The sequence below is a fragment of the Fangia hongkongensis FSC776 = DSM 21703 genome, from assembly GCF_000379445.1.
Lineage (GTDB): Bacteria > Pseudomonadota > Gammaproteobacteria > Francisellales > Francisellaceae > Fangia > Fangia hongkongensis.
Genome location: NZ_KB902271.1, coordinates 30,671 through 55,674 on the forward strand (window position 1 = coordinate 30,671; position 25,004 = coordinate 55,674).

Sequence of the window (25,004 nt, forward strand, 5' to 3'; positions counted from 1 at the left end):
TAAGGCAATGGATAAAGCCAAATCACATTCTATACTTAGATTTACATAAAGGACAATGCATTGACATACCATGCCCCAAGCAAACCAAAATGCCATTACAAGCTTTATTCTAAATGAAAAACTTGCCGAAGCTGACGCACTCAATGATGCGATTACTGAGGCAAACAAATCAAATACACCGCTTATTAAGCATCTGGTTATCAATCAAGTTGTCGATGGAAAGCTCTTTGCAATAAAAGCTGCTGAGTTTTTCAACCTCTCTTTGTTTGATTTAAATGCCTATAATGCTGATTTCATCCCTAAAAAGATTCTCTCTGAGCGCATCAATACCACCTATCACTGCATGCCAATTTACCGCCATGGGAACAAACTATTCCTTGCAACCAGTAACCCGATGGATGTCTCCGCTGTTAGGGAGTATCGCTTTGCCAGTAATTTGGATGTTGAACAGGTGATTGTTGAGGCAAGCATACTTGATAAGCTTATCGAAGAGATGGTAGAAGTCTCCTCTGCATCAGCATTACAATCCCTCGAAAGCATGGATTTAGATGATATCGTACTTGATATTGTTGAAACGGATGAGCTCGATGACGATGATGATTTGGATGATAATGATGAGCCAATTATCAAGTACATTAACAAAGTTATTGTTGATGCCATTAACAAAGGCGCATCAGATATTCATTTTGAGCCTTATGCCAAAAGTTATCGAATACGCTATCGTATCGATGGATTGTTGCAAGAGATTTCCTCCCCTTCACTCAAAATTGCCTCACGTGTTGCCTCTAGAATTAAAATCATGTCACAACTTAATATTGCCGAGAGGCGCCTCCCGCAAGATGGTCGTTTTAAGTTAAAGGTCTCGCGCACACGCGTCATTGATTTTCGTGTAAGCATTTGCCCCACAGCGTTTGGTGAGAAGGTTGTGTTGAGGATTCTTGATCAAGCCAAAACTCAACTTGGCATCGATAAACTTGGATTTGATCCAAAACAAAAGGATATTTATCTAGCTGCCCTTGAGCAATCTCAGGGCATGGTTCTTGTAACAGGGCCCACAGGAAGCGGAAAAACAGTAACACTCTACACCGGGCTTCATCTTATCAACAAAATTGATAAGAATATCTCAACCGCTGAGGATCCTGTTGAGATTAATGTTTATGGTATTAATCAAGTGCAAATCAACCATAAGCAAGGTTTAACCTTTGCCAAAGCACTTAAAGCCTTTTTACGTCAAGATCCTGATATTATCATGATCGGGGAAATTCGAGACTTTGAAACTGCCGATATTGCAATTAAAGCGGCTCAAACAGGACATTTGGTATTATCTACTGTGCATACCAATAGCGCACCTGAAACCTTAAGCAGGCTTCTTGATATGGGTATCCCACACTACAATATTGTCTCATCAGTCTCAGTAATTATTGCACAGCGTCTGGCGCGAAAACTCTGCCCACATTGCAAAGTAAAAGCGAAAAATGTCTCTAAAGAGCTTCTGCTAGATATGGGCATACGCCCTGAATATATTGAAGGGGAGCTCAATGCTTACAGCGCATACAAAGAAGGCTGTTCAAGGTGTTTTAATGGTTATCGTGGCCGTGTTGGTGTCTATGAGGTTATGCCGATATCTCTGGCAATGAGCCGATTAATTGTGGAAGGCAGAAGCACACTAACCTTGGCAGAACAAGCACAACGGGAAGGAGTTGATAACTTACAGCAATCCGCCCTAGTGAAAGTTGTACAAGGTATGACTTCAATTGAAGAGGCACATCGAGTAACCTCAACTTAAAAGAGACACATATTATGGCTGCAAAAAATAAAACAAAGAAGAAAGTTTTTTTATGGAAAGGGACCGACCGTTATGGCATTAAAAAATCAGGGATTATTGAATCTTTAAATATTGATCTTGCTAAAGCACAAGTTGAGCGCGATGGGATCAAGATTATAAAAATCAAAAAAAAGCCAATTGAAATTTTTCCCACTCCCATTAAAGTTGCAGATATTACCCTTTTTTCAAGACAACTGGCTACCATGACAGCAGCAGGGGTGCCAATTATTCGCGCACTTGATACGATCATTGAGTCTGTTTATAAAAATAACTCCTTAAAGCGTCTTATTCTTAACCTTAAAATCACGCTGGAAAAAGGTAACACTTTGGCTGATAGTTTACGTATGCATCCTAAATACTTTGATAAGCTTTTTTGTAATCTCTGTGAAGCGGGAGAAGAATCTGGAACCTTGGATATTATGCTTGATCGCATTGCATCACATAGGGAGGCAATTGAAAGCATTAAGAAAAAAGTTAAAAAGGCGCTTACCTACCCTGCAATGGTTATTGGTGTTGCGATTATCGTGACTTGGGTTTTACTTAATTTCGCCATTCCTGCTTTTGCTGAGATATTTACCTCCTCTGGCACCAAGCTACCAACCATCACCAGAATCACCATTGACATCTCTGAGTTCACACAGCAATTTTGGTGGATCATTGTGCTTCTACTAATCATACTATTTATTAGCTATAAATTTGCTCGAAAACGCTACCCTATCACGCAAAAATGGATTGATTTCTCTTTACTTAAACTGCCTGTTATTGGCACGGTGATTCGAAAATCTGCACTTGCGCGTTTTGCCAGAACATTAGAAACCACAACAGCAGCAGGAATGCCACTTATGGACGCCCTTAAAGCAGTTGCCCCAGCGACAGGTAACATTAAATATGAAGATGCAACTTTATTTGTCAGAGATGAGGTATCCAAAGGTAAAACCATGCTAAGCGCCGCCTCACAGACAGGCGTTTTCCCAGGGCTTATGTTACAAATGATTGCTGTTGGCGAAGAATCAGGCCATCTAGAGGAAATGCTTGGCAACCTTGCCAAGATCTATGAAGAGGATGTTGATGTACTTGTTACCAACCTTTCAAGCGCGCTTGAGCCTATTATAATGATCGTTTTAGGCTGTATTGTTGGCTTTCTTGTTGTCAGTATGTATGTGCCGATGTTTAGCTTAGGGGAGGCGTTATAGATTAGTCACAACTTGGAATATCTTTCATTTGCGATAACTTAGCCCAACTGTCATCAGAACAACCTGCTGGCTTTTCTTTCGGCATACACCAAGATTGCCATGAGCCGTTGTCTTTTGTTTGAAGACAGCTTTGATACCCATCAACACTTAAATAATCAGGCGGTAGAACTTTAGTCGTCATATTATTTCCTTTATCCATATTCCCTGTTTTTGTTTGACTCGTTACAGGCAAAGGCTGAGATAAGGTCACATAAGCATTCATTACAAACTTTTTAGACACCGCAATATCTTTAGATTTTTTCGCTGTGCTTGCATTTTCCATGCTATCTGCCGCACGCACATACAACGCTGCGCGATTATCTCTAAGTACGGCTTCATTCGCGTTGTAACTAATATTTTGAATCACATAATGTGAATGGGTATCTTGATTAAACTTCTTCACATACTGCTGAATAGATTGATACATCTGAACCATTGTCTGATCTTTCGCTTTATCAATCATTTCATTGCTTGGATCATAACTAACAACATCAATTTTGAAGCTACTGTTATTAGAGTTATTACTTTTAAGTTCACTCTTTAACTGTTGAATTTGCGTATCATTTAATCTTGCTTGAATAATGATCTTAATGTTTTGCGCACCACTTGCTGCTTGTGTTTGATCTAAATCAATCACTTTCCAATCCACTTTAGGTAACACACCTTCCAAGCGCTGAAGTGCTGCTTGTTGAATGATTTGACTGTCATCTTTAAGTGCTGTTGCATTGACTGTTACATTCACTAAAGCCGTTGTTGATTTAATCACCGTTTCAATGCTTTTTGTGAAACTCAGTGTAGATGTTGGTGGAACAGGCGTATCTGCCCATGCGAATGATATTGCGCTTACAGCCAACATCAAAGGAACAACTTTTTTTATCATCTTGTTATCCTCTCTATATAATGAAAACTAAGTGTAACTTATATACACCTTTATGATAAAGTGCGTTATACCATTATTTGCATGCATAACACAAGTGATGACTTGAAAAACCTCACACCTTATTCCATACTGCTAGGTATTAGCATGCCCTTAGGAACTCCCATGTCAAAATGTAGCCTCCTTTTCCCAGTTATTTTCGCCCTCGCACTTATTAGCGGCTGTGCACAAAAATCATTTAATGCATTTGATCCAAATTATACTGACTCGCCGCCAAAAACACCTGGATACTACAATCCAAACTCACAAAAATATGGCATGCCTTCTAGCAATGCCCCTGTAGTAGAAAATGAGTTTTATTGGAAAAAATCACATGACAGTAGCGTCAGCGCACCAAATTAAGATAACGATACCTTCTATACATTGATTCATTCCCCTCTGTTCCACCACAGTGAATATAAATCACGGGTTTCTCAAGGGAATGATAATGCATCAATAGCGCCTGCCAAGCGATCGGATCATAGAGTAAATCAAAGTTAATGCCTGTCTCATGTAATAGCTTTTGATGAGTTTTAAGATGCTCAATATAGCACTTACCAAAATGATACTTTTTTCCAAGGGTTAATATGACTGGCAATTCTGTGGCTTTTTCATCGATATCTTGCAATTGCTTAAACTGCTTTTTGAGATAATCTGCATCACCAATGCACGCCACGGTGTACACACCATAGTGACTTGGAAGGTGTTTTTGTAAATAATACGCACTAACACCTGTCCCAGAGGCAATAACAATGCTTGCCTTTGATATTTTTTTTCTCTCAAGGTAATCTTCAATTTGCCTTGCACACAGCTTCAGTCCTTTTTCAGCCTCTTGTTGAAAGCCACCTTGCTCTAGAATTAAACTTGTTTCCAAATCGCCTTTATTCTGATAATGCTTTACAAGATATGCTTTAGTGCATTTCTCTTTATGCTCAACAAGATGCATCCCTGTTGCAAGTGCACGCTTTAAGCTACCAGTTGGCTGATCTTTGACATGCTCTGGTAAGGTTAACACATGATAATCAAAGTCTAATTGATAATATCGAGCAATACACGCCAATGCGAGCATATAGTTAGACTGATACCCACCATATGAGACAAGCTTTTTATAAGGATGTGGGTTTTGTAGAATCTCAGTTAAAAAATAAAGCTTAAAGGCTTTATTTCCAGATGCTGGAAACTCAAGTAAATCATCACGTTTTACGATAAACTCTTTACCATCAACCTTAACCGTCTGAAAAGAGGCATTCAATGACAAAAATTAGATTTCCATCATTTCAAAGTCTTCTTTTCCTACGCCACAATCTGGACACTCCCAATCTTCTGGAACATCTGCCCATTTTGTTCCAGGGGCGATATCATCATCAGGCCAACCATCAGCCTCATCATATATCCAACCACAAACAACACACATATATTTTTTGTATTCTAACTCTGCCATTGCCTGACTCTTTGTTTCATTCATAATTACTCACAAAATGTGACCCTATTCGGATATGCGCATATCTTACTAAGATGCTTGAATAATGTTAAGCAAATTAACCGTAAAATTTCTTTAATCTTCGCCTTTCTTCTTAGCTTCTAAATTCTGAAGTAAGCGATCTTTCTCACTCCAAAGAGCATTTAGCCACTTTTGAAAAACAGCTTTGCCTTCTTCGCTATCATAATAGTTTTGATAGGGGATCTCTGATAGCGGAATTTTTTTGATATGTACATCAATCTCTTTCACCCTGCCTGATAAAAATCCCCAAAAATTACTGTTTTTCTTATCTGGATAACTAATAGTGACATCAAGCACCCCATCTAAAGTATCCTCCAGTACATTTAACACCATTGCCACACCCCCTGCTCTTGGCTTTAAAAGATGATTGTACTGACCATCACACCTTTGATGTTTCTCATAACGAAACCGCGTGCCCTCTACAAAGTTTACAACTGATATATTTCTAGTTTTAAACTTCTGGCAAGCAAGTTTGGTTTGAATTAAATCTTGTCCTTTCTTTTCTGGGTGCTTGGCTAAATAACTTTTCGAATAGCGTTTCATCAGCGGAAAATCAAGCGCCCAACATGCCAAACCAATAATTGGGACATAGATCAGCTCTTGCTTCATAAAGAACTTACAAAAGGGAATTTTATTCAAAAATATCTGCTGCAATACGACAATATCAAGCCAGCTTTGGTGATTACATAAAATTAAGTACGAGCGTTTTGCATCAAGCTGTTCACTAAAATGTACTTTATATTGGGTTGGCAAAAGCGCCAAACTGACCTTATTGTTAATCGACATCCAAAAGCTAGCCAGCACCACCAGCACTTTGCTCATCCACTCCTGCCAACGGTAAACTGGCAGTAATTTCAACAGTGCACACAAAATCACTGGGATCGCCATTATAATCGTGTTGATTGACAAAAGCACAATAATAATGATGCCAATGATATTATGAAATATAGCTTTCACTGTTATCTCTTGATTGTTTTAATCTCGTTTACTGTACAATATACAACGTTTCTGCCACATCTTGATAGGATTTTAGTTGAATCTTGCCATCTTTATTTATATAGATAATCACAGCACCCACTCCATTAGTCGAGTAAACCTGTGCCCCACTTTGCTGATAAAGCAATTGCACCTCTTTATTTGGTACCTGAAACCCTTGATGATCTCCGGCGCTAAATATCACGCTACTGGCATTAACTGCATTGATAAACGCCTGACTTGATGAGCTTTTACTGCCATGATGTGGCGCAATAAGAACGGTAGATTTTAGCTGATTTTTTGCTGTTTTTAGCAAGAAGCGCTCTGCCTTTTTCTCTATATCTCCGGTAAAAAGTACACTTTGACCTTCAAAACTGACTTTCAGCACACATGAGCCATTATTCCCTGCAAAATGACTATTATCAAAAAAATCAAAATGAACATTATGATATTGCCAGCTTTGTGTGCTGTTGCAGCGTATAAGCGGAATATCTTTAGCTAAAGGATAAGCTTTAAGATCAACCTCGTCACTTGCAATAATTTCATCGACACGAAAGTGTTGCAGCAAAGCCTCAAGCCCTCCGGTGTGATCTTTGTCACTATGGCTTATCACAAGCGTATTAATATAACGAACGCCTTGTGATTTCAAATAAGGGATGACACTTAGATAGGCTATTGAAAACTTATTCCCCTTTGCAGCAGCTGTGTCATACACAACTGTGTAGTCTTTCATTTCAATCACCACTGAAAGCCCATGGCCCACATCTAACACCGTTATCTTAGCTTTCAGTGTTTCAGGCCACATTGGACGCTGCAATATTGGAATAATAAAACAAATAGCCAGTAACTTATAAGGCCATCTAAGTGGTAGAAGAAGCATCACAATGCCAAAAAGTACACTGAGGGCAACCCAAAGTGAAATATAATGCCATTGAATATACCAATCATGATAAGGCAAAACACTAAGCCAATCGATTAAGATCGAAATGCTTTTTGCACTTATCTGCCAAAGTGCAATATTAAAGCACTCTAATAATAGGTTAATAAACAAGCTTGGCACGACAATAAAGCTCACCCATGGAATCGCCAGTAAATTTGCAATCACGCCTATTAAAGAGAACCCCTGAAACCAGTAAACCGTTAAAGGAATAAGCATTAGCATTAATAAGAACTGAATATAAACATATTTTCTTATCCCTTTTATTCCAGCTACAACTCTGGCAATAAAAATTAAAAACAGTACCGCAGAAAATGAAAGCCAAAATCCAACCTCAAAAAAAGACAAAGGTCGCCATAGCACAACGATTATTCCTGCTAATAATAAAATTTTAAGTGAATTCATTTTCCTCTGACCTAGCATCGCAATTGAAAACACCAAAACCATGATAAATGCTCTTTGTGTTGGAATAGAAAACCCAGCCAATAAGCTATAGAAAAAAGCAGCAAAAATAGCACCAACCAAAGCGATTTTCTGAGCTGGCACCCACTGACAAGCACGAATTGACAATGACCAAAATATCCGAACAAGTACAAATGCAAAAAAGGCAATCAGCCCAATATGAAGCCCTGAAATGGCAATTAAATGAGAGGTTCCTGTTTGCTGAAAGAGTTTTTTATCCTGTGAGGTCAACTCATTTTTATTGCCAAGTAATAACGCTGCACTTAATGCCCTTAATTGCTTATCCTCTATTGACCGATTAAGTATTTTTTGTATCTTATAACGCAACTGCTCAACAAAATAAAATGGGCTTTCACCTAAAGACGATACGCCTTTTTTAGCGACAACATAGCCTGTTGCCTTTATTCCCTTTAAACGCATCCATCTGCCATAGTCAAAGACATATGGATTTTTGAATCCTGAAGGTGGACGGAGTTTAACCCAAAATCGAAATTTCATACCAGGCTTAATGCGCCAAAGATTAAACTTGTTATTTGGATAGACACTGAGTTTAATCAAACCATACTCTGTCCGAAACAAAAAGCTTGCAAACCCTCTTTCAATATCTGGCAAGGATGCAACAACCCCTGAAAGCTGCACGGGCTTATGTAGCTTTGCCGCTGGCATTTCCTTTTGATAGTCTATCAAACTTAATAAACCATGGAAAAATATAAACACAAAGCAAAGCGCATACACAACCACAAGTGGCTTTTTTGTTTTTGTATGTTTTTGGAGCTTTGCAATCATCTAATTAGGCTATTTCTTATCTCATAATATAAAGATAGCAAGGTTTTGAGAATCCTAATTGAACTTAAAACAAATCACACGACATAAGAGCAGGTAAATGCTTCAAATACTGCTGATCACTATAGCTATTCAGAGTAAGCTTAATTATGATAAAACAACGGATATACTTAATTTTTTATAATTGACTCTTATGCATATACCCAGCCAATTTGATGTTAATCAGCTAAATACAATTAAAATAAAAACATTATGTGAAAAGATACTCAATGGGATTAATAGCGCTCTGTTTCATGGTGAAAACCTTATTGAGCTTAATCATATTTTTAGACCCTATCTTACAGCAGCGCTGATGCTTGATGAGAAAAACCAAGACATTCATCAAGTCGCTTTAATTGCTGATGAGCTCTTATCAAAGCTAAATGAGCGTATTGAAAGGATTATTACACTGACAACATTAGATATCCAATCAGCTGTAACTAAAGATCCTTCATCGCCATCCAAAATTGAAGTGCTTTTATATTTTCCCGGCATAAAAGCGACCATTTTGCATCGCTTTGCGCACCTTTTACATCAACTGTCCATCCCTATTTTGCCGCGCGCAATCAGTGCTTATGCGCATAGCGTTACAGGCATCGACATTCATCCAGAGGCCAATATTGGCAAGCATTTTTTTATTGACCATGGAACCGGTATCGTCATTGGTCAAACCTGCTCTATTGGTGATCATGTTTCCATCTATCAAGGCGTGACGCTTGGCACAAAGGCGTTTAAATATGATGGCGATAAATTAAGGACAAATTATCTAAGACACCCTACCATCGAGGACCATGTTAGTATTTATGCCAATGCAACTATTTTGGGTGCCATCACCATTGGTCAAAATAGCATTATTGGCAGTAATGTTACTGTGAGCAAAGACATTCCACCAAATAGTAAAATATCCCAATCTAAGTATACCCACCATTTTTTCACCGAAGGTGAAGGAATTTAACGCTATAACACATGCTAAAGGAGCAATTATGCACACTAGAAAACGCCCTAAAATTGCCAGCAACATCATTGAGACTATTGGCTTTACCCCACTTGTTTCTTTAAGCAAACTCAATCAACAGCTCAACTGTAACATTGTGGCTAAACTTGAGTATTTTAACCCTGCCTCCAGCGTTAAAGATAGAATTGGCGCCGCGATGATTGAAGATGCGGAGCGCTCTGGAGTACTTAAAAAAGGCATGAGTATTATTGAGCCGACAAGCGGTAATACTGGAATTGCCATTGCTTTTGTGGGCGCTGCAAAAGGCTATCAAGTGATTTTAACCATGCCAGATACAATGAGTATTGAAAGGCGAAAGCTATTTGAAGCCTTTGGTGCTAAAGTGATTTTAACCCCTGGCAAACTTGGCATGAAAGGCGCAATTGAAAAAGCTACTGAGCTTGCCAGTGAAAATGATGCGTATTTTATGCCCCAGCAATTTAAAAACTCCTCCAATCCGGACATCCATCAACATACAACTGCTGAAGAGATTTGGTCCGACACTGACGGGAAGGTTGATATTTTAATCTCTGGAGTGGGCACAGGCGGCAGTATTACTGGGATTGCAACAAAATTAAAATCATATAACCCTTCCATTAAAGCCATTGCAGTTGAACCTGAGGATTCTGCCGTGTTGTCAGGAAAAGATGCAGGCCCACACAAAATTCAAGGCATTGGCGCAGGCTTTATTCCTGATACTTTGGATACTAACATAATCGATGAGATTATTGCCGTTAGCAATGAAGATGCTGGAAAATATGCACGATTTATTGCACGCACTGAAGGCATTTTAGCTGGCATTTCATCTGGCGCTGCACTTAAAGCTGCTATTGATATCGCAACACGAAAAGAAAATAAAGATAAGATGATCGTAGTCATTTTCCCCTCTTGTGGAGAGCGCTATCTTTCTACTTGGTTGTATGAAAGTGACGATATCGACATTGAGCTTCCAAGCGCATATACCACTCGCTAATCATTTTTCGGTGTTTAATGTTGAAGAAGTTTTTGATAGTTTTGAGTCATTGGATTGCAGGTAATAGCTCGGACTATTAGCAATATCTGATGACTCAAAAGAACAAGAAATTCAATAGCAGAAATAGGGTAAAATGGTTTGCGGGTGGTATAGATCATTTTGCCGTGATCGCTTGCGGTTCCTAACACTCATTGCTATGTTGATAGTGAAAGCACTTAACTATAAAAATGGGACAGCAAGCATGAAAATACACAGAAGTCTATTTATCCTATCTAGTGTTCTAACATTTACTCTAAGCACTTCGCTCTCTTATGCTGCCTCCCAAAGTATCAACACTGCCCCGAATGTTATTATTAAACCACACCCAGTAGAGTTAAATGCAGCAAGTTGGGTATTAATGGATTTTGAAACAGGCGATGTTATTGCACAAAAAAATGACAATGAAAAACGCGCCCCTGCAAGCTTAACCAAAATCATGACAGCCTATATTGTTGCAAGCGAGTTAAAACAAGGCACATTAAAACTCGACCAAAAAGTCCCTATTAGCGCAAAGGCAGCTAAAACTCCAGGCTCTAAAATGTTTGTTCGTGAAGGCTCTCAAGTCAGCGTCAATGATCTTCTCCACGGCATGATTGTTCAATCGGGCAATGATGCTTCTGTTGCTCTTGCTGAGTTTATTGCCGGCTCTGATAACAACTTTGTAACACTCATGAACAAAGTTGCCAAAGCGCTTGGAATGGATAATACTCACTTTGTGACTGTTGATGGACTACCCGGCGAAAATCAACACACCACAGCACTTGATATGGCAAAACTCGCGCGTGCTTTTATTGCCCATTACCCGAAAGTCTATCAGCTCTACTCCCAAAAGACTTTTACCTATAATGAGATTATACAACATAATCGCAATAAGCTATTAAGTGCATTTCCTGGTGCTGATGGCATTAAAACGGGCTACACGCAAAAGGCAGGCTATAACTTGGTAGGCTCTGCTGTACAAAATAATCAGCGCTTTATTAGTGTCATTATGGGCGCGCCAAGTGCAACGGTTAGATTAAATGAATCCATCAAGCTACTTAATTTTGGTTTTGGTCGGTTTGAGGATGTAACCCTATACCAAAAAGGACAGCGCTTTCCATTGAAAGACACTGTAATTCCCGATGCTAAAAAATCTTCCTACCTTACTGTTACAGTAAATAGTACCTTAATCAAAACCATTCCAAAATCATTTACAAGCCATCTTCAGCATAAGATTACATTAAAACAAGGCTTAAAGGCACCGATTAAAAAAGGAGATGAGGTCGGAACGCTTATTATTAGCGCAGGAGATAACCAAGTGGCAAAAATAGCGGTATATGCCGATAACAATGTCGATAAAATTGGTTTTTTTAGCAAATGGTTTGGTTAAGCTTTAATTTGTATTACACTAGAGAGTATTCTTCAAAATAGAATAAGACGAATAAGCCGATGAGTGATAAAAAAGATAAAAACACAAGAATTTCCGATGAGAGCATAGACAAACTGACTAAAGCACAAAAAGAAAAGGAAACCTTTTTTGAATTCCCCTGCCAATTCCCAATTAAAGTGATGGCAAACCCACAAAAAGAAGTTGCCGAATTTGTCCTTGATGTATTGGAAAAGCATGTTGAGAAGCCAGATGAGATTGACTTCAAAACAAGAGAAAGTAAAACAGGAAAATATATCTCAATCACAGCGACCTTCGAAGCAACGAGTAAAGAGCAGCTTGATAATATCTACCGTGCATTAACGGCAAATAAAGAAATACATATGGTACTGTAATGCGAGTTCGCCATTTCCCACTGACTGATTATCAAAGCATTTTCGATAAAATGCTCTCTCATACGGAAGAAACTACTCAATCTTCTGAGAATGAAATCTGGTGTGTTGAACACCCGCCTGTTTTTACGCAAGGACGACATGGGAAAAAAGAGCATTTGTTAAATGCAAAAGATATTCCAGTGGTGCAAAGTGATCGCGGGGGACAAATCACCTATCATGGCCCAGGGCAAGCAGTTATTTATTTTATGTTCGACTTAAAATCATTAAATCTAGGAATAAAAGATTTGGTTTGTCTCATTGAGAAATCAACGCTTGCACTTTTAAACCACTATCAGATCGATTCCCATTTAATTGATGGCGCACCTGGCATTTATGTTCAGAATAAAAAAATAGCCTCCCTTGGTCTTAGAGTAAAAAAGTTTAAGACATATCATGGACTAGCTATTAATACCAATATGGATTTAACACCTTTCTCTTATATTAACCCTTGCGGTTATAAAGATATGGAAATGACACAGATTTGTGATTTTAACCCCAATATTTCACTTCAACAAGTCTTCCAAGATTACATAAATATTTTCAAGTCCCAGCTTGAGAAATCATCTGACCAATTATCCTGCTCCCTATGAGGCCATACTGATAAAGACTTTGCGTAATTTTTGCTAAAAACCCCTTTAAATTGGCTACTTTTAGGCAAAATTTCAAAAAATTGTCTGTAAACCCTTGCAATATCAATAATCATTAACTAGGCTGCCAGAGGAAATATTACTTTTACTATAAAAGTTAATTAACCAATCAGGAGAGTAGAATATGAGGAAAATTATCGCAACTTCAATTATTGCAACGGCGCTCGCAAGTGGCTCTGCCTTTGCAGCAGGTGCGCAAACAGGTGTTGTACTTGGTGGTAATATTGGCTATGGTTATGCAACTAATGGCTGGACAAAAGATGACGCTGATCTTTCTGGCTCTAAGAACGGAAACCTTGCCGGTGGCTTATTCATTGGTTATGACTTTGCATTAAATAAAATGCTCAGTGTCGGGGTTGAGTTAGGTGGGCAATATGCCTATCAGCTTGTAAAGGAAAGTGATGGAGATAAATTAAATGCATGGAGCGTGCCATTATTTGCTACGGCTAAATTCTATATTCCTCATGCAATGGGGTTAAATATCTTTGGTAAATTTGGTTATGCTTATAACAGGCTAACCACTTCTGGCAATTATGTTGCTACAGGCCTTTCAGGTAATGATATTGATGGCAAAAATCTATGGCGCCCTGTTGCCGCAGGTGGTCTTGGTTTCCAAGTTCAACAGTTTAATATTTTTGCCCAATATCAATATAACTGGCTACCAGTTTATGGGAAAAATGGTGGTTACGGCACAATCTCCGGTGGTGTATCTTACACACTTCCTATGTAATCCACGATTAATTTAAATTCAAAAGGCATGATCATTTCATGCCTTTTTTGTATCTGTTGCTTTTTGCACCTAGTTTATACAAAACGCTTAAGCGGCAACCATAGTGTTATGCTTCTTAATACAAAAAAGCCAAGATAAGCCAGCCAAAGTCCCGTATTAGCAAATGGCCATAATACAAGCACAAGCACAAAATAACCGAGCATCGATACTATCATAGCATTTCGCATCGTTGTTGTTTTTAAAAGGCCAATATAAACACCATCTAACCAATAACTAAATACGGCAATAAGCGGGAAGATAATTGAAAAAATAACATATTGATCTGCCACTAACTGCACACTTTCAATCGAAGTTAAAAGCTGAATTATCCAAGGATAGATAAACGCATAAATAAGCACAAATACGACACTGAGCGAAAATGCATAACTTAAGGTAAGTTTTAGCACTTGCTTTAGCTTATCTTTTGTCGATTTGACATAACTCTCAGCCACTAGAGTTTCTGTTGCATTGGATAGCGCATCCAAAAACATCGATAAAAAAACAGCAAACTCGACCAATAAAGCATTTGCAGCAAGATCGTCCTTCCCCATATAACTTGAAAAAATCAAAAACGAGTTGATGCTAACTAGCAGGCAAACTGAACGAATAAAAATATTACTATTTACACTGAAAAACTGCCCATATTCTTTTAAATTAAATAGCATAGAAAGACGCAGATCACTGAGTAACGGAATCTTCTTTTCTCTAAAGAACTTATATACAAACATCAGTGCAAATAGTGCAGTCACCCCTTGCGCCAGAACACCTGAGTAAGCAACACCTTTTACATCAAGTGATAATCCAAGCACAAAGAATAAACTCAATACGATTCCAAGTATATTGGTAATAAGCGCCATCACAAGGGCAAGAAAAGCCCGCTGTACGGCAATGAAAAAACCAAGTAGCACATAGTTAATAAGTACAAAGATAAATAGATAGATGACTATATGAAAATAGGATTGAAATAATGCTGCAACATCAGGTTGGATATGAACTAAATGTTGAATCAAGATAGCAATAGGCAGCTGTAATATAATCAATAAGACCCCAATGACAACAGCTGTTAATAGGCCTCTATAAAGCCATAATCGCATCGCGTGAAAATCGCCACTTTGATAAGCTTGCGCAACAGCGCCTGTAGTACTCATGCGTAAAAAATAAAATAAGTAACTAATAAAGTTAACCGCAGTTGCACCAAGTGCTACAGCAGTTAAATATTGACTTGTCGGCATGTGTCCCATTAAGGCAGAATTCACAAGTCCAAGAAGTGGCACGCTAATGTTTGATAACACAAGTGGTAAAGATAAGGTTATAATTTTTTTATGCAAAAATACTCCTAGAGCGCACATCAACAAGCTAAAGCATATGATATACCCACAATAAACTATTTTACAGTATTTCTTATCTTCTTAGACTTTACTTTTTTAAGGTGTAGATATAATGCCTTTCTCTTTTGCATAATTAACGTTCTGGATAAAAGTGTACTGTAAATTGGCTGAGCATTCATGAAAATAGCAGCAATCGCAGCACTAAAGCACGTTAGGATAAGCGGCAAGATTAATGCATAGTTCATTGTCATTTCAACGACAAGCACAATGCCTGTCAATGGCGCACTAACCGTTGCCGTGAAAAGCGCACTCATCCCTGCCACGGCAAAGACTTGTGGATTTGGAATCAACTCGGGGAATAGATAATTTGCAAGCATGCCAAAGAACATCCCAAAAATTGTACCAAGCGCGAGCATTGGCGTAAATATCCCTCCGGGCACACCTGTTCCATAACTGACTAATGTTGTAAAAAAACGAAGTACAAAAAGTATAATCAGCATTGATAAACCCAAATCACCATGCAAGGCTTTTGGCATCACATCATACCCACCTCCCACAACATGAGGAAATACAGCCATTAAAATGCCAGTTGCGGCACCAATGAGTAAAATCCACTTCCAAAAGTTAAATCCTGAACGCCGAGCAAAGAAATTTAATGACTTGATTAAAAACTTATTAAATAAAACACCCAACGCACCAAAGATCGCACCAAAGATAATAAATAACCATAGGCTAGATAATGGCAAAGCCTTGTAAGTTGTCATATCTATATCCATCATTTGACGAATATTAAACCCACTATTTTGTAATACAACTTGAAGTGTAATATCTGCAACCACACAGGCAATTAAAACTGTCTGAAAGGATTTAAAGCTAAATTTAAACTGATGGCGCATTTCTTCAAGCACAAATAAAATGCCTGCAAGGGGGGCATTAAATGCAGTTGCCAGACCCGCTCCTGCGCCTGCTGCAATTAAAATATGCGCATATTCTTTGTTTAAGTTAAACAACTTTCTGACAAACTGTCCAACAGCACCGCCCATTTGTACAGTTGGCCCTTCTCTCCCTAATACCAATCCACTTGAAAGTGACATCACACCCCCAACAAACTTGGCCGGCAGCACTCGCCACCAACACATTTCTCTTTTCCCCTCTAACACCCCTTCTATCTCTTGAATGCCAGATCCACTGGCCTCAGGAACGAGCCTCCGTACAATCAAAAGTGAAAGGACTAGAAGAACAGTACTAAAGATAATGCCAAACAAACACTGTAAAATGATATTATCTGACAGCTCACTAAAAAAAGACTTTCTACCATTAATCAGCCAATGAATACAAATCTGAAAAAGTGCGCCTACCGCCCCAACAATAATCCCGGTGACACCACCGTAAATCGTGCAGCGCATCACTTGCTTTGGGTAGCGCACCTTACGTGGAAATTTTTTCATGTTATTTTTTACTTAACGTGTATATCACTAGCTTAGAGAGCATACGTGTAAATTGCAATGAAAAGGCTATTTTAGCATGGGATATTAAACAAATTATACAAAATCGCCTGACGCATATAGACACCATTTTTAGCCTGCTTAAAATACCACGCATAATCTGTTGCATCCACATCTGGAGAGATCTCTTTCACTCTTGGCAAAGGGTGAAGAACAATTAACTCATCTTTCGCAGAGCGCTCAAGCATTTCTCTGGTTAATCTATACTCAAACTGATGTAGCTCATCTCCCTCAAAGCGCTCTTGCTGTAAACGCGTCATATATAACACATTCACTTCAGAAATAACTTCTTCAAGCTCTACTCTCTTATGAACCTTAACGCCTTGTTGTGAGAGTTTTTGAGAAATTTCAGCTGGAATTTGCAAGCTCTCTGGCGCAACATAATAGATCTCAATATTATTAAAGTGTGCAAGTGCGTAGGATAAAGAGTGTACTGTGCGCCCATATTTTAAATCGCCCACCATAGCAATTTTAAGTCCATCTATATCTGAGAATTTCTCTTGAATGGTATAAAGATCTAATAGCGTCTGTGTTGGATGCTCATTCGCACCATCCCCTGCATTAATAACGGGGATATCCGATACACTGGCAGCTAGCTTTGCACTGCCTTTTTCAGGGTGGCGCATAATAATCGCATCGGCATAAGCATTTAACATGACAATAGTATCTTCCAAACTCTCACCCTTTTGACCAAATGAAGTTTGTTTACTATCAGAAAAACCTATAACTTTAGCGCCCAAGCGATAAATAGCAGACTCAAAGGACAACCTTGTTCTTGTCGAGGCTTCAAAAAAACAGCTGGCAATAATCTTATCTGTCAGAGTGTTTTCAAGCTTTCCGGCCTTGGCTTGATCGGCAAGTAAAAAGAGTCTCTCTATCTCTTCTTTTGTCACACCTGCAATTTCAATTAGATTTTTTGTACTTCTCTTCTCGCACATGGAAATTTTTTCCCACCATATTATTGCAAAATTGCCAAGTGCCTATATGCTAACAATAAACAATTAAAAGGTATAGAAATTCATGTATGCAGTTGGACTCACTGGCGGGATCGGTAGCGGCAAAACAACTGTTGCAAAGTTATTCTACCAATACTATCAAATCAATACGGTCTCTGCGGATTTGTGTGCACGAGAAGTGATTACAAGAAGCAATATTATCAGCGAAATTAGTACTCATTTTGGCAAGGAATTTGTTAATAGAGAAGGTCAAATTAACCGCCAGATGCTGCGTGAGAGAATTATCCAAAACCCAAAGGACAAAAGCTGGCTAAATGCACTTATGCATCCTATTATTCGCAAAATGCTTGTTGATCAAGTTGCTCAAAGTCAAAGCATCTACACGTTAGTTGATATTCCTCTTTTAACGTTAAAGGCGCTTAAAGATTACCCTTATTTACAAAAGATTATTACTGTAACAGCTAAATTAGAGATTAAAATTGCCCGCATTATGGCACGAGATAAGCAAAACCATCATCAAGCCTTATCAATGATAAAAGCGCAAATTGATGATGCAGAAAGAGAAAAATTCAGTGATTTTATCATCCAAAATAATCATGATGAGATTGAACTATTAAGACAAATTGAGCCAATCCATCAAAAGTTAGTTCAATTAAGCTAAATGATTAAAGCCTTGCATTAATTAAGCGAATTTCCCTATTGCCTTCAAACACACCCTCATGTTCCCAAGGATTTAATTCAGCGGCTTTGTACTCCACGCCCATTTCATGAATGTCTTCCACTTCAACCATCCTTTGTTGGCCAAAAACCGGCAATACAAATGCCAAAGATACAATAAAACTAAGTGCGCCTAATTGTGATATTAAAGAAACCACACTCATACTATCGCTGGCAAGATTCAAAGAAAATGTTGTCACAAATGCAGCCAGAGCAAAAGCACAATATAATACGATATCTTTATAGTTGGATAGGACACTTCTCCAACTTTCTTTTTCTTCTGCGGTTTTTCCTGTTGGCTTCCACCCTTGGGACTTACCAACAAGATAGTTATATACCGCTTTCATAGATACCCAAGTAATAAAGGCATTCATCACAAAAAATCCAAGGTATAACTGCCATATCCACGCGAATAGCGGTGTGTCTTTAGGCTTATTTCTAATACCATATCCAACCGTATACAACAAAGAAGGAACAAGACTCAGTCCTAACATGCTAAGCCATATCACTGATTGAGAAGGAAAGAAAATACTCAATAAGGCAATAAAGGGTGTCAGCACGGTAGAAATTGAAAACATTTGGTTGAGTATATCGAGCTTCTCTTTAATACTCACCCATCTTGAGCGACACACCTGAGAAATATATTTATGGGTTATCTGCATGTTCCCATAAGTCCAACGCATCCACATAGATTGGCATTCTTTTAAAGAAGTCGGTACCCACTCACCTGATTCTACCCATACTGTTTTACCATATGAACCTTTAAAATAGCAGCGAACAGCCGCAGCCACATCTTCAACAATCATTGGCTCACCACGAAACTCTTCAAGCCAAGGCCCTGCTTTTTGAAGTGCTTTCATTGACCAGATAGAATTGTGCCCTTGGAAAATAACAAAACCTGCCTGACCGATTAAGCTCATACTATAGCGGAGCATATTCTGTGAAATACAGCCAATCTTAGCAAAAAAATTACATGATGCATTGGTGCCTTTGATAAGTAGCGACGCAAAACCTAAATTTGGATCTTTAATAAACTCAGGCATTGCTTTTAACAGCGTATCCTCTTTAAGGGTTGAATCTGCATCTAACAGCAACACATAATCTTTACTAACATGCTCCATACCAATATCTAAGTTTTTCGGCTTAAAACCTACTGTCCCATTTCGATGTATAAATTTATAACTCGTCAACGATTTACTCTGGCTGTGTGCTTCAACATAATCTCGCCATTTTTGTAGATCTGGATGTTCTAAATCACTGTTATCAACAATAATAATTTCTTTTTTATCCTCTGGATAAACAAGTGCATTTGCTGAATCAAATGTTAACTTACAAACATCAAAAGGCTCATTTCTTGTGGCAATCAAAACACTACAGCTTGGCAGGTTATTCACATCTAAAAGCGGATGCTGCACAGGCTCTGGACGGAAAACCAAATATTGAATACATAATATGCTTTTATACACCAGCTGGTAAATAAAAGGAAGTGCAATAAATATAGCAACTTTACTAATAATAAATGACCACACAAATGTGCTATTTAAGGTGCTTAAGAGTCCATATGAAATCGCAAAGGTTGAAAGCGTACCGATGCCAATAAATAGATATTGATAGATGGGTTTAAACCTTTTTTCACGGCTCGATGAGAATCTAAGTGCACTTAACAGTGAGAGGATGAATATCACAATTAGCGCCATGGGTAGTAAAACACTACTTGAAGCAATAACAACAAAATAAGCAATTGCACTCAATAGTGCTAAAATAAGTGCAAACTTACTGTGACTCACACAAATCTCCTTAACTTTTACTTTCTATACTATGCCCATCACAAAATACTTTATGCTGGGAATTTCTGTTTTTCTCATTAGTAACAATGCTTTCATCTTAACTTCAGCATCGAGTGAATTGATGAAGTCACCCTGCCATTTAATAATAAGTATCAAACAAGTTTTGCTTATTATATTAACACTTAAGGGTGATTTTATTTCATACAACCTAATGAGATTAATACGAAATCAGAGTGTATAGAGATTAAATTAAGAAAATATTAAGAATGTATGTATCATAAATAATACAATAATTGAAATTACCAGCCAGTGATTTCTTTAAGCTTCTTGCCCATTTCTGCTGGTGATTTGCTCACTGCAACACCCGCAGCTTCAAGCGCTGCAAACTTCTCAGCAGCTGTGCCTTTACCACCAGAGATAATTGCACCAGCATGCCCCATACGCTTACCAGCTGGCGCTGTTACACCTGCAATATAAGAGACAACCGGTTTAGTAACATTATTTTTGATAAACTCAGCCGCTTCTTCTTCAGCAGAACCACCAATTTCACCCACCATGATAATCGCTTCAGTTTGCGGATCATTTTGAAATAATGTTAATGCATCGATAAAGTTTGTGCCTGGAATAGGATCACCACCGATACCAATACAAGTTGACTGACCAAAGCCAAGCTCTGTTGTTTGATTCACTGCCTCATAAGTTAACGTACCGGAACGAGAAACAATTCCAACCTTTCCTGGCATATGAATATTGCCCGGCATAATCCCAATCTTACATTCACCCGGCGTAATCACACCCGGGCAGTTCGGTCCGATCAAACGTGAACCTGAACGCTCAACATAAACCTTTGTTTCAAGCATATCCATAACAGGAATGCCCTCAGTAATACAAACAATTAACTTAATACCTGCATCAGCGGCCTCGATAATTGAATCTTTACAAAAAGGCGCTGGAACATAAATAACTGTTGCATCTGGCTGTACCGCATCGACTGCTTCTTGAACCGTGTTAAACACAGGCAATCCCAAATGTGTTGTCCCACCTTTTCCAGGAGTAACGCCACCTACCATTTTTGTTCCATAAGCAATCGCTTGCTCTGAATGAAAAGTACCTTGCTTACCAGTAAAACCCTGACAAATCACACGTGTGTCTTTATTGATTAAAACGCTCATTACTTAACCTCTTTGACTGCTTCAATGATTTTCTTTGCACCATCGGTGAACCCTTCAGCAGCAATAATATTTAAACCGCTTTCTTTTAGTTTTTGTGCGCCCAGCTCTGCGTTTGTTCCTGCTAAACGAACAACTACAGGCACTTTCACACCAACTTCTTCAACGGCAGCCATAATACCCTCAGCAATCATATCACAGCGAACGATACCACCGAAAATGTTCACAAATACGCCTTTAACCGCGTTATCAGATAGAATAATCTTAAATGCTTCAGAGACACGCTCTTTTGTCGCACCGCCACCAACATCCAAGAAGTTTGCAGGTTTACCGCCGTGTAATTTAACAATATCCATTGTTGCCATAGCTAGACCTGCACCATTAACCATACAACCAATGTCACCATCTAAAGCAACATAGTTAAGCTCCCACTCAGCAGCACGTGCCTCACGCTCATCTTCTTGAGTCAAATCACGCCATTCTGCTAACTGTGGTTGACGATATAACGCATTACCATCAACCGATACTTTTGCATCTAAGCAATGAAGATTTCCCTCGTCAGTGATCACAAGTGGGTTAATTTCTAGTAATTCCAAATCTCTTTCTTGGAACATCTTAGCCAAGCCTAAGAAAATTTTCACAAATTGTTTAACTTGATTGCCTTCTAAGCCAAGTTTAAATGCAATTTTTCTGCCTTGGTATGGCTGCGCACCGACAACAGGGTCGATAATTTCTTTGAAGATTTTCTCAGGTGTTTTCTCAGCAACTTCTTCAATCTCCACACCACCTTCAGTTGATGCCATAAAGATAATACGACGAGTACTTCTGTCTACCACTGCGCTTAAATAAAGCTCTTTGGCGATATCAGTGCAATTTTCGATTAAGATTTTACTTACTGGCTGGCCATTTTCATCTGTTTGGAACGTAACTAAGCGCGTGCCCATCATGTTTTTTACAAAGCTCGCCACATCTTCTTTAGTTGAAACAAGCTTCACACCGCCTGCTTTACCACGCCCGCCAGCATGTACCTGTGCTTTTACTACCCAAGTATCGCCACCAATTTTATCAACAGCAACCAAAGCCTCTTCAACACTGTCTACAGCATACCCTTTAGAAACAGGTAAACCATATTCCGCAAAAAGTTGCTTTGCTTGATATTCATGTAAGTTCATATCTTTCTCACTATTTACTTTACGGTTTATTAAACAAAATGATCGTTGCACAGCATGCTGGAAACACGACATTTTATTGCCATTTTCGTACACTATGCATAACGTAAATTAAAACACGGGCAAGTATATCTGATATTATCCTATGCGTTAAGACAAACTTGGCAAGTTTTTCTATTTTCACGATCAGCAATTGCTTGTTAGAAACTACTGGCTATCCTAAATAGGATTCCCTAAAATAACCTCAATGACTTTCTACGGATGGCCAAATGTATACCTATGAAATCAAACACCCGCTTATTCAACATAAGCTGACTCTTTTAAGAAAGCATAATATTACCAGCAAAGATTTTCGCCAACTTACCAAAGAGATTACGATTATGCTTTGCTATGAAGCAATGAAAGATGCCGCACTGTCTGAGTGTCAAATTGAAACTTGGCAAGGACAACTCAATGCGTCTGAACTGGCTGGGAAAAAGGCCAATCTTGTCCCTATCTTACGCGCAGGGCTTGGCATGCTTGATGGCGCCCTTGAGGTTATGCCTAATGCAAAAGTGAGTATGATTGGGATTTACAGAGATAAAATCACTGCTAAAGCGCATGTCTATTTCAATAAGCCTTGTACCCATATCGATAAGCGCCTATCTCTTGTTATTGATCCTATGCTTGCGACAGCAGGTTCGATGATTGAAGCGATTCATCTTTTAAAAAAAGAAGGGGCAAAAAAAATCAAAGTGTTAACTTTAGTCTGTGCACCTGAGGGTATTCAAGCGCTAGAAAATGCTCACCCTGATATCACACTTTATACCGCCTCTATTGATAGCAAGCTTGATGATCATAAGTATATTATTCCAGGACTTGGAGATGCCGGAGATAAATTATTTGGCACTATCTAGCTTATTTTGTGATAGATAACTGTTAATCACCTCACTGACAAAAGGAAGAATATCAAGTGCACAAAACCCAAAGACACCTTTTTCTTTCACATAATACTCAGAGGCTTCTCCTTGTATAAATATCGCTATAGAAGCGGCATCAATTAAACTTTTACATCCTCCATAAATCCCTGCAATCATACCTGTTAATACATCACCTGATCCAGCAGTTGCGAGCACTTGAGCCCCTTTATCACATAATGAAAGCGCCTTATTTTGATGATCATAGACAAGCGTTCCTTTTCCTTTTAAGAGCACATGACAAGCAAGCTTATCTGATAGATCATACACTGCTTTGAGTCTATTTTGTTGTATTTCACGACTCGCACAATCCAGTATTCGAGCAGCCTCTCCCTCATGTGGTGTAATAACTATGTCATTTTTATCAGCCAAGAAATCTACCATCAAATCAAGTGCGCCAGCATCAACAATCATGGGCTTATTATGCTTCTTAAGCGCTGCCACCATCGCTTGTGACCATGGGTTAGTCTTTAGCATCCCGGGACCCACTGCAAGCACATCAAGCTGCTCGATAGTTTGCCCGTAACGATCCAAATCATCAACACCATAACACATAATTTCAGGATAACTGATATTAATTAATGCTGCATGCTCTGGATGGGTAAAAAGACTAACTCGCCCTGCGCCCAAAGTCAATGCAGCTTTTGATGCCATAATAGCTGCCCCAGCCATTGACTTATCTCCGGCAATAATACCGATATGGCCTTTATCAATTTTGCTGATACTTTGTGAATGTTTATTAAACGCCCACATTGGGAACAAAGCTTCTTTTGTTAATAGCTTAGCAGCAGGTTTAATCTCTGCTACATCGAGTGCTTTTTGATAGTTTTCATCCATCACCAATGGTGCAAAAATAAGCTCTCCTGTATAACTGGATGCTTTTGCCATATATAGCCCTATTTTTTTACACAATAAGACTACGGTCATATCTGCATGCACCGCTTGACCCATAACACTTCCCGTGGTGGCATTGATCCCAGATGGAACATCAACACTAAGTGTATATCGCTTGGTGTTATTGATGCACTCAATAACCCTTTGACACACACCACTTACTTCACGATTAAGGCCTGTACCAAAAATGGCATCAACGATTATATCACTACCTTTTAGGTAACCTGATAAAGCATCCCATCCAAGCGATTCAATATCAAATACTGGCACAGAAAGTGATTTTGCATGCTGGTACATATAACTGGCATCTTCAGTTAATTTCTCCTTCTCAAAAAGCATTATCAGTGAGACATCCATATTTGCCATCTTGGCAAGCGCGGCAATCATAAAGCCATCTCCAGCATTATTGCCCGCACCTACAACCACAGTGATTTTTATTGAGTCACACTCCTTTTTTCTCGCTATACTTTCCACTTTTGAAAAACAAGCATACGCGGCTTTTGCCATCAATAGTTTTGATTGTATGCCTAATTTTTCTATCAAGACTCGATCTAAAAGCTGTGACTGAGCGCTAGTAAATAGTGCTTTATCAACTGTAGTATGCATATATGCCCTCCTGTTAATGCACATC

General features: G+C 38.7%; 23 protein-coding genes. 11 read left to right on the forward strand and 12 right to left on the reverse strand.

The window, feature by feature from the left end; all coding sequences use genetic code 11:
• The first annotated feature begins 70 nt into the window (after nt 1-70).
• A complete protein-coding gene (gene pilB, locus A37Q_RS0110815) occupies nt 71-1,786 on the forward strand; it encodes a type IV-A pilus assembly ATPase PilB (protein ID WP_018300289.1) in 1,716 nt (571 codons plus the stop codon).
• Nucleotides 1,787-1,800: 14 nt separating this feature from the next.
• Nucleotides 1,801-3,018 (forward strand): type II secretion system F family protein, encoded by a 1,218-nt coding sequence (locus A37Q_RS0110820; RefSeq protein ID WP_018300290.1) that lies wholly within the window; start codon nt 1,801-1,803, stop codon nt 3,016-3,018.
• 1 nt (nt 3,019) lies between these two features.
• Here the strand turns inward: A37Q_RS0110820 and A37Q_RS15950 are convergent, their stop codons facing one another.
• On the reverse strand, nt 3,020-3,937 hold the full coding sequence (locus A37Q_RS15950) for a hypothetical protein (protein ID WP_018300291.1): 918 nt from the start codon (nt 3,935-3,937) through the stop codon (nt 3,020-3,022).
• Between the two features lie 162 nt (nt 3,938-4,099).
• Here A37Q_RS15950 and A37Q_RS0110830 point away from each other — a divergent pair, with 162 nt between their 5' ends.
• A complete protein-coding gene (locus A37Q_RS0110830; protein WP_018300292.1) occupies nt 4,100-4,336 on the forward strand; it encodes a hypothetical protein in 237 nt (78 codons plus the stop codon).
• Here A37Q_RS0110830 and A37Q_RS0110835 read toward each other — a convergent pair.
• The 4 genes from A37Q_RS0110835 to A37Q_RS0110850 all read right to left on the reverse strand — a co-directional run bounded on the left by A37Q_RS0110835 (nt 4,320) and on the right by A37Q_RS0110850 (nt 8,634).
• A complete protein-coding gene (locus tag A37Q_RS0110835; RefSeq protein WP_018300293.1) occupies nt 4,320-5,231 on the reverse strand; it encodes a hypothetical protein in 912 nt (303 codons plus the stop codon). The genes A37Q_RS0110830 and A37Q_RS0110835 overlap by 17 nt on opposite strands.
• Before the next feature lie 3 nt (nt 5,232-5,234).
• Nucleotides 5,235-5,438 carry a rubredoxin gene (locus A37Q_RS0110840; RefSeq protein WP_018300294.1) on the reverse strand — a complete coding sequence of 68 codons (204 nt, stop codon included), beginning with the start codon at nt 5,436-5,438 and terminating at the stop codon, nt 5,235-5,237.
• A gap of 90 nt (nt 5,439-5,528) precedes the next feature.
• Complete coding sequence (locus A37Q_RS0110845; RefSeq protein WP_018300295.1) at nt 5,529-6,431, reverse strand: acyltransferase; 903 nt, start codon at nt 6,429-6,431, stop codon at nt 5,529-5,531.
• 28 nt (nt 6,432-6,459) lie between these two features.
• A complete protein-coding gene (locus A37Q_RS0110850; RefSeq protein WP_018300296.1) occupies nt 6,460-8,634 on the reverse strand; it encodes a DNA internalization-related competence protein ComEC/Rec2 in 2,175 nt (724 codons plus the stop codon).
• 190 nt (nt 8,635-8,824) lie between these two features.
• On the opposite strand from A37Q_RS0110850, the gene epsC reads away from it, so the two are divergent.
• The 6 genes from epsC (at nt 8,825) to A37Q_RS0110880 (ending at nt 13,853) form a co-directional block, all read left to right on the forward strand.
• The gene (epsC, locus tag A37Q_RS15315; protein ID WP_018300297.1) at nt 8,825-9,625 is read left to right on the forward strand and encodes a serine O-acetyltransferase EpsC; all 801 of its coding nucleotides are present in this window, start codon (nt 8,825-8,827) and stop codon (nt 9,623-9,625) included.
• A gap of 28 nt (nt 9,626-9,653) precedes the next feature.
• On the forward strand, nt 9,654-10,637 hold the full coding sequence (cysK, locus tag A37Q_RS0110860) for a cysteine synthase A (RefSeq protein WP_018300298.1): 984 nt from the start codon (nt 9,654-9,656) through the stop codon (nt 10,635-10,637).
• 241 nt (nt 10,638-10,878) lie between these two features.
• Entirely contained in the window at nt 10,879-12,045 is a 1,167-nt protein-coding gene (locus tag A37Q_RS15320) for a D-alanyl-D-alanine carboxypeptidase family protein (protein ID WP_035405258.1), read from the forward strand.
• A 59-nt stretch (nt 12,046-12,104) separates the two neighbouring features.
• Nucleotides 12,105-12,437 carry an HP0495 family protein gene (locus tag A37Q_RS0110870; protein ID WP_018300300.1) on the forward strand — a complete coding sequence of 111 codons (333 nt, stop codon included), beginning with the start codon at nt 12,105-12,107 and terminating at the stop codon, nt 12,435-12,437.
• Nucleotides 12,437-13,066: a lipoyl(octanoyl) transferase LipB gene (lipB, locus tag A37Q_RS0110875; RefSeq protein ID WP_018300301.1), complete on the forward strand. Its 630-nt coding sequence runs from the start codon at nt 12,437-12,439 to the stop codon at nt 13,064-13,066. Before A37Q_RS0110870 ends, lipB begins: the two co-directional genes overlap by 1 nt.
• A 181-nt stretch (nt 13,067-13,247) precedes the next feature.
• Complete coding sequence (locus A37Q_RS0110880) at nt 13,248-13,853, forward strand: outer membrane beta-barrel protein (RefSeq protein WP_018300302.1); 606 nt, start codon at nt 13,248-13,250, stop codon at nt 13,851-13,853.
• 74 nt (nt 13,854-13,927) lie between these two features.
• Here the strand turns inward: A37Q_RS0110880 and A37Q_RS0110885 are convergent, their stop codons facing one another.
• The 3 genes from A37Q_RS0110885 to pyrB all read right to left on the reverse strand — a co-directional run bounded on the left by A37Q_RS0110885 (nt 13,928) and on the right by pyrB (nt 17,663).
• Complete coding sequence (locus tag A37Q_RS0110885) at nt 13,928-15,220, reverse strand: MATE family efflux transporter (RefSeq protein WP_018300303.1); 1,293 nt, start codon at nt 15,218-15,220, stop codon at nt 13,928-13,930.
• A 56-nt stretch (nt 15,221-15,276) separates the two neighbouring features.
• Nucleotides 15,277-16,668, reverse strand: a complete 1,392-nt coding sequence (gene clcA / locus A37Q_RS15325; RefSeq protein WP_018300304.1) for a H(+)/Cl(-) exchange transporter ClcA — start codon at nt 16,666-16,668, stop codon at nt 15,277-15,279.
• Nucleotides 16,669-16,739: 71 nt separating this feature from the next.
• Nucleotides 16,740-17,663, reverse strand: a complete 924-nt coding sequence (gene pyrB, locus A37Q_RS0110895; protein ID WP_018300305.1) for an aspartate carbamoyltransferase — start codon at nt 17,661-17,663, stop codon at nt 16,740-16,742.
• Between the two features lie 82 nt (nt 17,664-17,745).
• On the opposite strand from pyrB, the gene coaE reads away from it, so the two are divergent.
• Nucleotides 17,746-18,342 (forward strand): dephospho-CoA kinase, encoded by a 597-nt coding sequence (coaE, locus tag A37Q_RS0110900; protein WP_018300306.1) that lies wholly within the window; start codon nt 17,746-17,748, stop codon nt 18,340-18,342.
• A 4-nt stretch (nt 18,343-18,346) separates the two neighbouring features.
• Here the strand turns inward: coaE and A37Q_RS15330 are convergent, their stop codons facing one another.
• From A37Q_RS15330 to sucC, 3 genes are all read right to left on the reverse strand, one after another.
• On the reverse strand, nt 18,347-20,185 hold the full coding sequence (locus tag A37Q_RS15330; RefSeq protein ID WP_018300307.1) for a glycosyltransferase family 2 protein: 1,839 nt from the start codon (nt 20,183-20,185) through the stop codon (nt 18,347-18,349).
• Nucleotides 20,186-20,484: 299 nt separating this feature from the next.
• Nucleotides 20,485-21,357: a succinate--CoA ligase subunit alpha gene (gene sucD / locus A37Q_RS0110910; protein ID WP_018300308.1), complete on the reverse strand. Its 873-nt coding sequence runs from the start codon at nt 21,355-21,357 to the stop codon at nt 20,485-20,487.
• Nucleotides 21,357-22,598 carry an ADP-forming succinate--CoA ligase subunit beta gene (gene sucC, locus A37Q_RS0110915; RefSeq protein WP_083907053.1) on the reverse strand — a complete coding sequence of 414 codons (1,242 nt, stop codon included), beginning with the start codon at nt 22,596-22,598 and terminating at the stop codon, nt 21,357-21,359. The genes sucD and sucC overlap by 1 nt, the downstream gene beginning before the upstream one ends.
• Nucleotides 22,599-22,792: 194 nt before the next feature.
• Between sucC and upp the strand changes: the two genes are divergently transcribed.
• Entirely contained in the window at nt 22,793-23,419 is a 627-nt protein-coding gene (upp, locus tag A37Q_RS0110920) for a uracil phosphoribosyltransferase (protein WP_018300310.1), read from the forward strand.
• Here upp and A37Q_RS0110925 read toward each other — a convergent pair.
• Complete coding sequence (locus tag A37Q_RS0110925) at nt 23,402-24,979, reverse strand: bifunctional ADP-dependent NAD(P)H-hydrate dehydratase/NAD(P)H-hydrate epimerase (protein WP_018300311.1); 1,578 nt, start codon at nt 24,977-24,979, stop codon at nt 23,402-23,404. The genes upp and A37Q_RS0110925 overlap by 18 nt on opposite strands.
• Nucleotides 24,980-25,004 lie beyond the last annotated feature (25 nt).

Bases quoted from the DNA above. Each gene is read 5' to 3' on its own strand.
- A37Q_RS0110850 (WP_018300296.1), bottom strand. From the start codon at position 8,634: ATGATTGCAAAGCTCCAAAAACATACAAAAACAAAAAAGCCACTTGTG.
- A37Q_RS0110925 (WP_018300311.1), bottom strand. From the start codon at position 24,979: ATGCATACTACAGTTGATAAAGCACTATTTACTAGCGCTCAGTCACAG.
- sucD (WP_018300308.1), bottom strand. From the start codon at position 21,357: ATGAGCGTTTTAATCAATAAAGACACACGTGTGATTTGTCAGGGTTTT.
- A37Q_RS0110880 (WP_018300302.1), top strand. From the start codon at position 13,248: ATGAGGAAAATTATCGCAACTTCAATTATTGCAACGGCGCTCGCAAGT.
- A37Q_RS0110840 (WP_018300294.1), bottom strand. From the start codon at position 5,438: ATGAATGAAACAAAGAGTCAGGCAATGGCAGAGTTAGAATACAAAAAA.
- A37Q_RS15320 (WP_035405258.1), top strand. From the start codon at position 10,879: ATGAAAATACACAGAAGTCTATTTATCCTATCTAGTGTTCTAACATTT.
- sucC (WP_083907053.1), bottom strand. From the start codon at position 22,598: ATGTCGTGTTTCCAGCATGCTGTGCAACGATCATTTTGTTTAATAAAC.
- coaE (WP_018300306.1), top strand. From the start codon at position 17,746: ATGTATGCAGTTGGACTCACTGGCGGGATCGGTAGCGGCAAAACAACT.
- A37Q_RS15950 (WP_018300291.1), bottom strand. From the start codon at position 3,937: ATGATAAAAAAAGTTGTTCCTTTGATGTTGGCTGTAAGCGCAATATCA.
- pyrB (WP_018300305.1), bottom strand. From the start codon at position 17,663: ATGTGCGAGAAGAGAAGTACAAAAAATCTAATTGAAATTGCAGGTGTG.
- A37Q_RS0110820 (WP_018300290.1), top strand. From the start codon at position 1,801: ATGGCTGCAAAAAATAAAACAAAGAAGAAAGTTTTTTTATGGAAAGGG.
- pilB (WP_018300289.1), top strand. From the start codon at position 71: ATGCCCCAAGCAAACCAAAATGCCATTACAAGCTTTATTCTAAATGAA.
- lipB (WP_018300301.1), top strand. From the start codon at position 12,437: ATGCGAGTTCGCCATTTCCCACTGACTGATTATCAAAGCATTTTCGAT.
- epsC (WP_018300297.1), top strand. From the start codon at position 8,825: ATGCATATACCCAGCCAATTTGATGTTAATCAGCTAAATACAATTAAA.
- cysK (WP_018300298.1), top strand. From the start codon at position 9,654: ATGCACACTAGAAAACGCCCTAAAATTGCCAGCAACATCATTGAGACT.
- A37Q_RS0110870 (WP_018300300.1), top strand. From the start codon at position 12,105: ATGAGTGATAAAAAAGATAAAAACACAAGAATTTCCGATGAGAGCATA.
- clcA (WP_018300304.1), bottom strand. From the start codon at position 16,668: ATGAAAAAATTTCCACGTAAGGTGCGCTACCCAAAGCAAGTGATGCGC.
- upp (WP_018300310.1), top strand. From the start codon at position 22,793: ATGTATACCTATGAAATCAAACACCCGCTTATTCAACATAAGCTGACT.
- A37Q_RS0110830 (WP_018300292.1), top strand. From the start codon at position 4,100: ATGTCAAAATGTAGCCTCCTTTTCCCAGTTATTTTCGCCCTCGCACTT.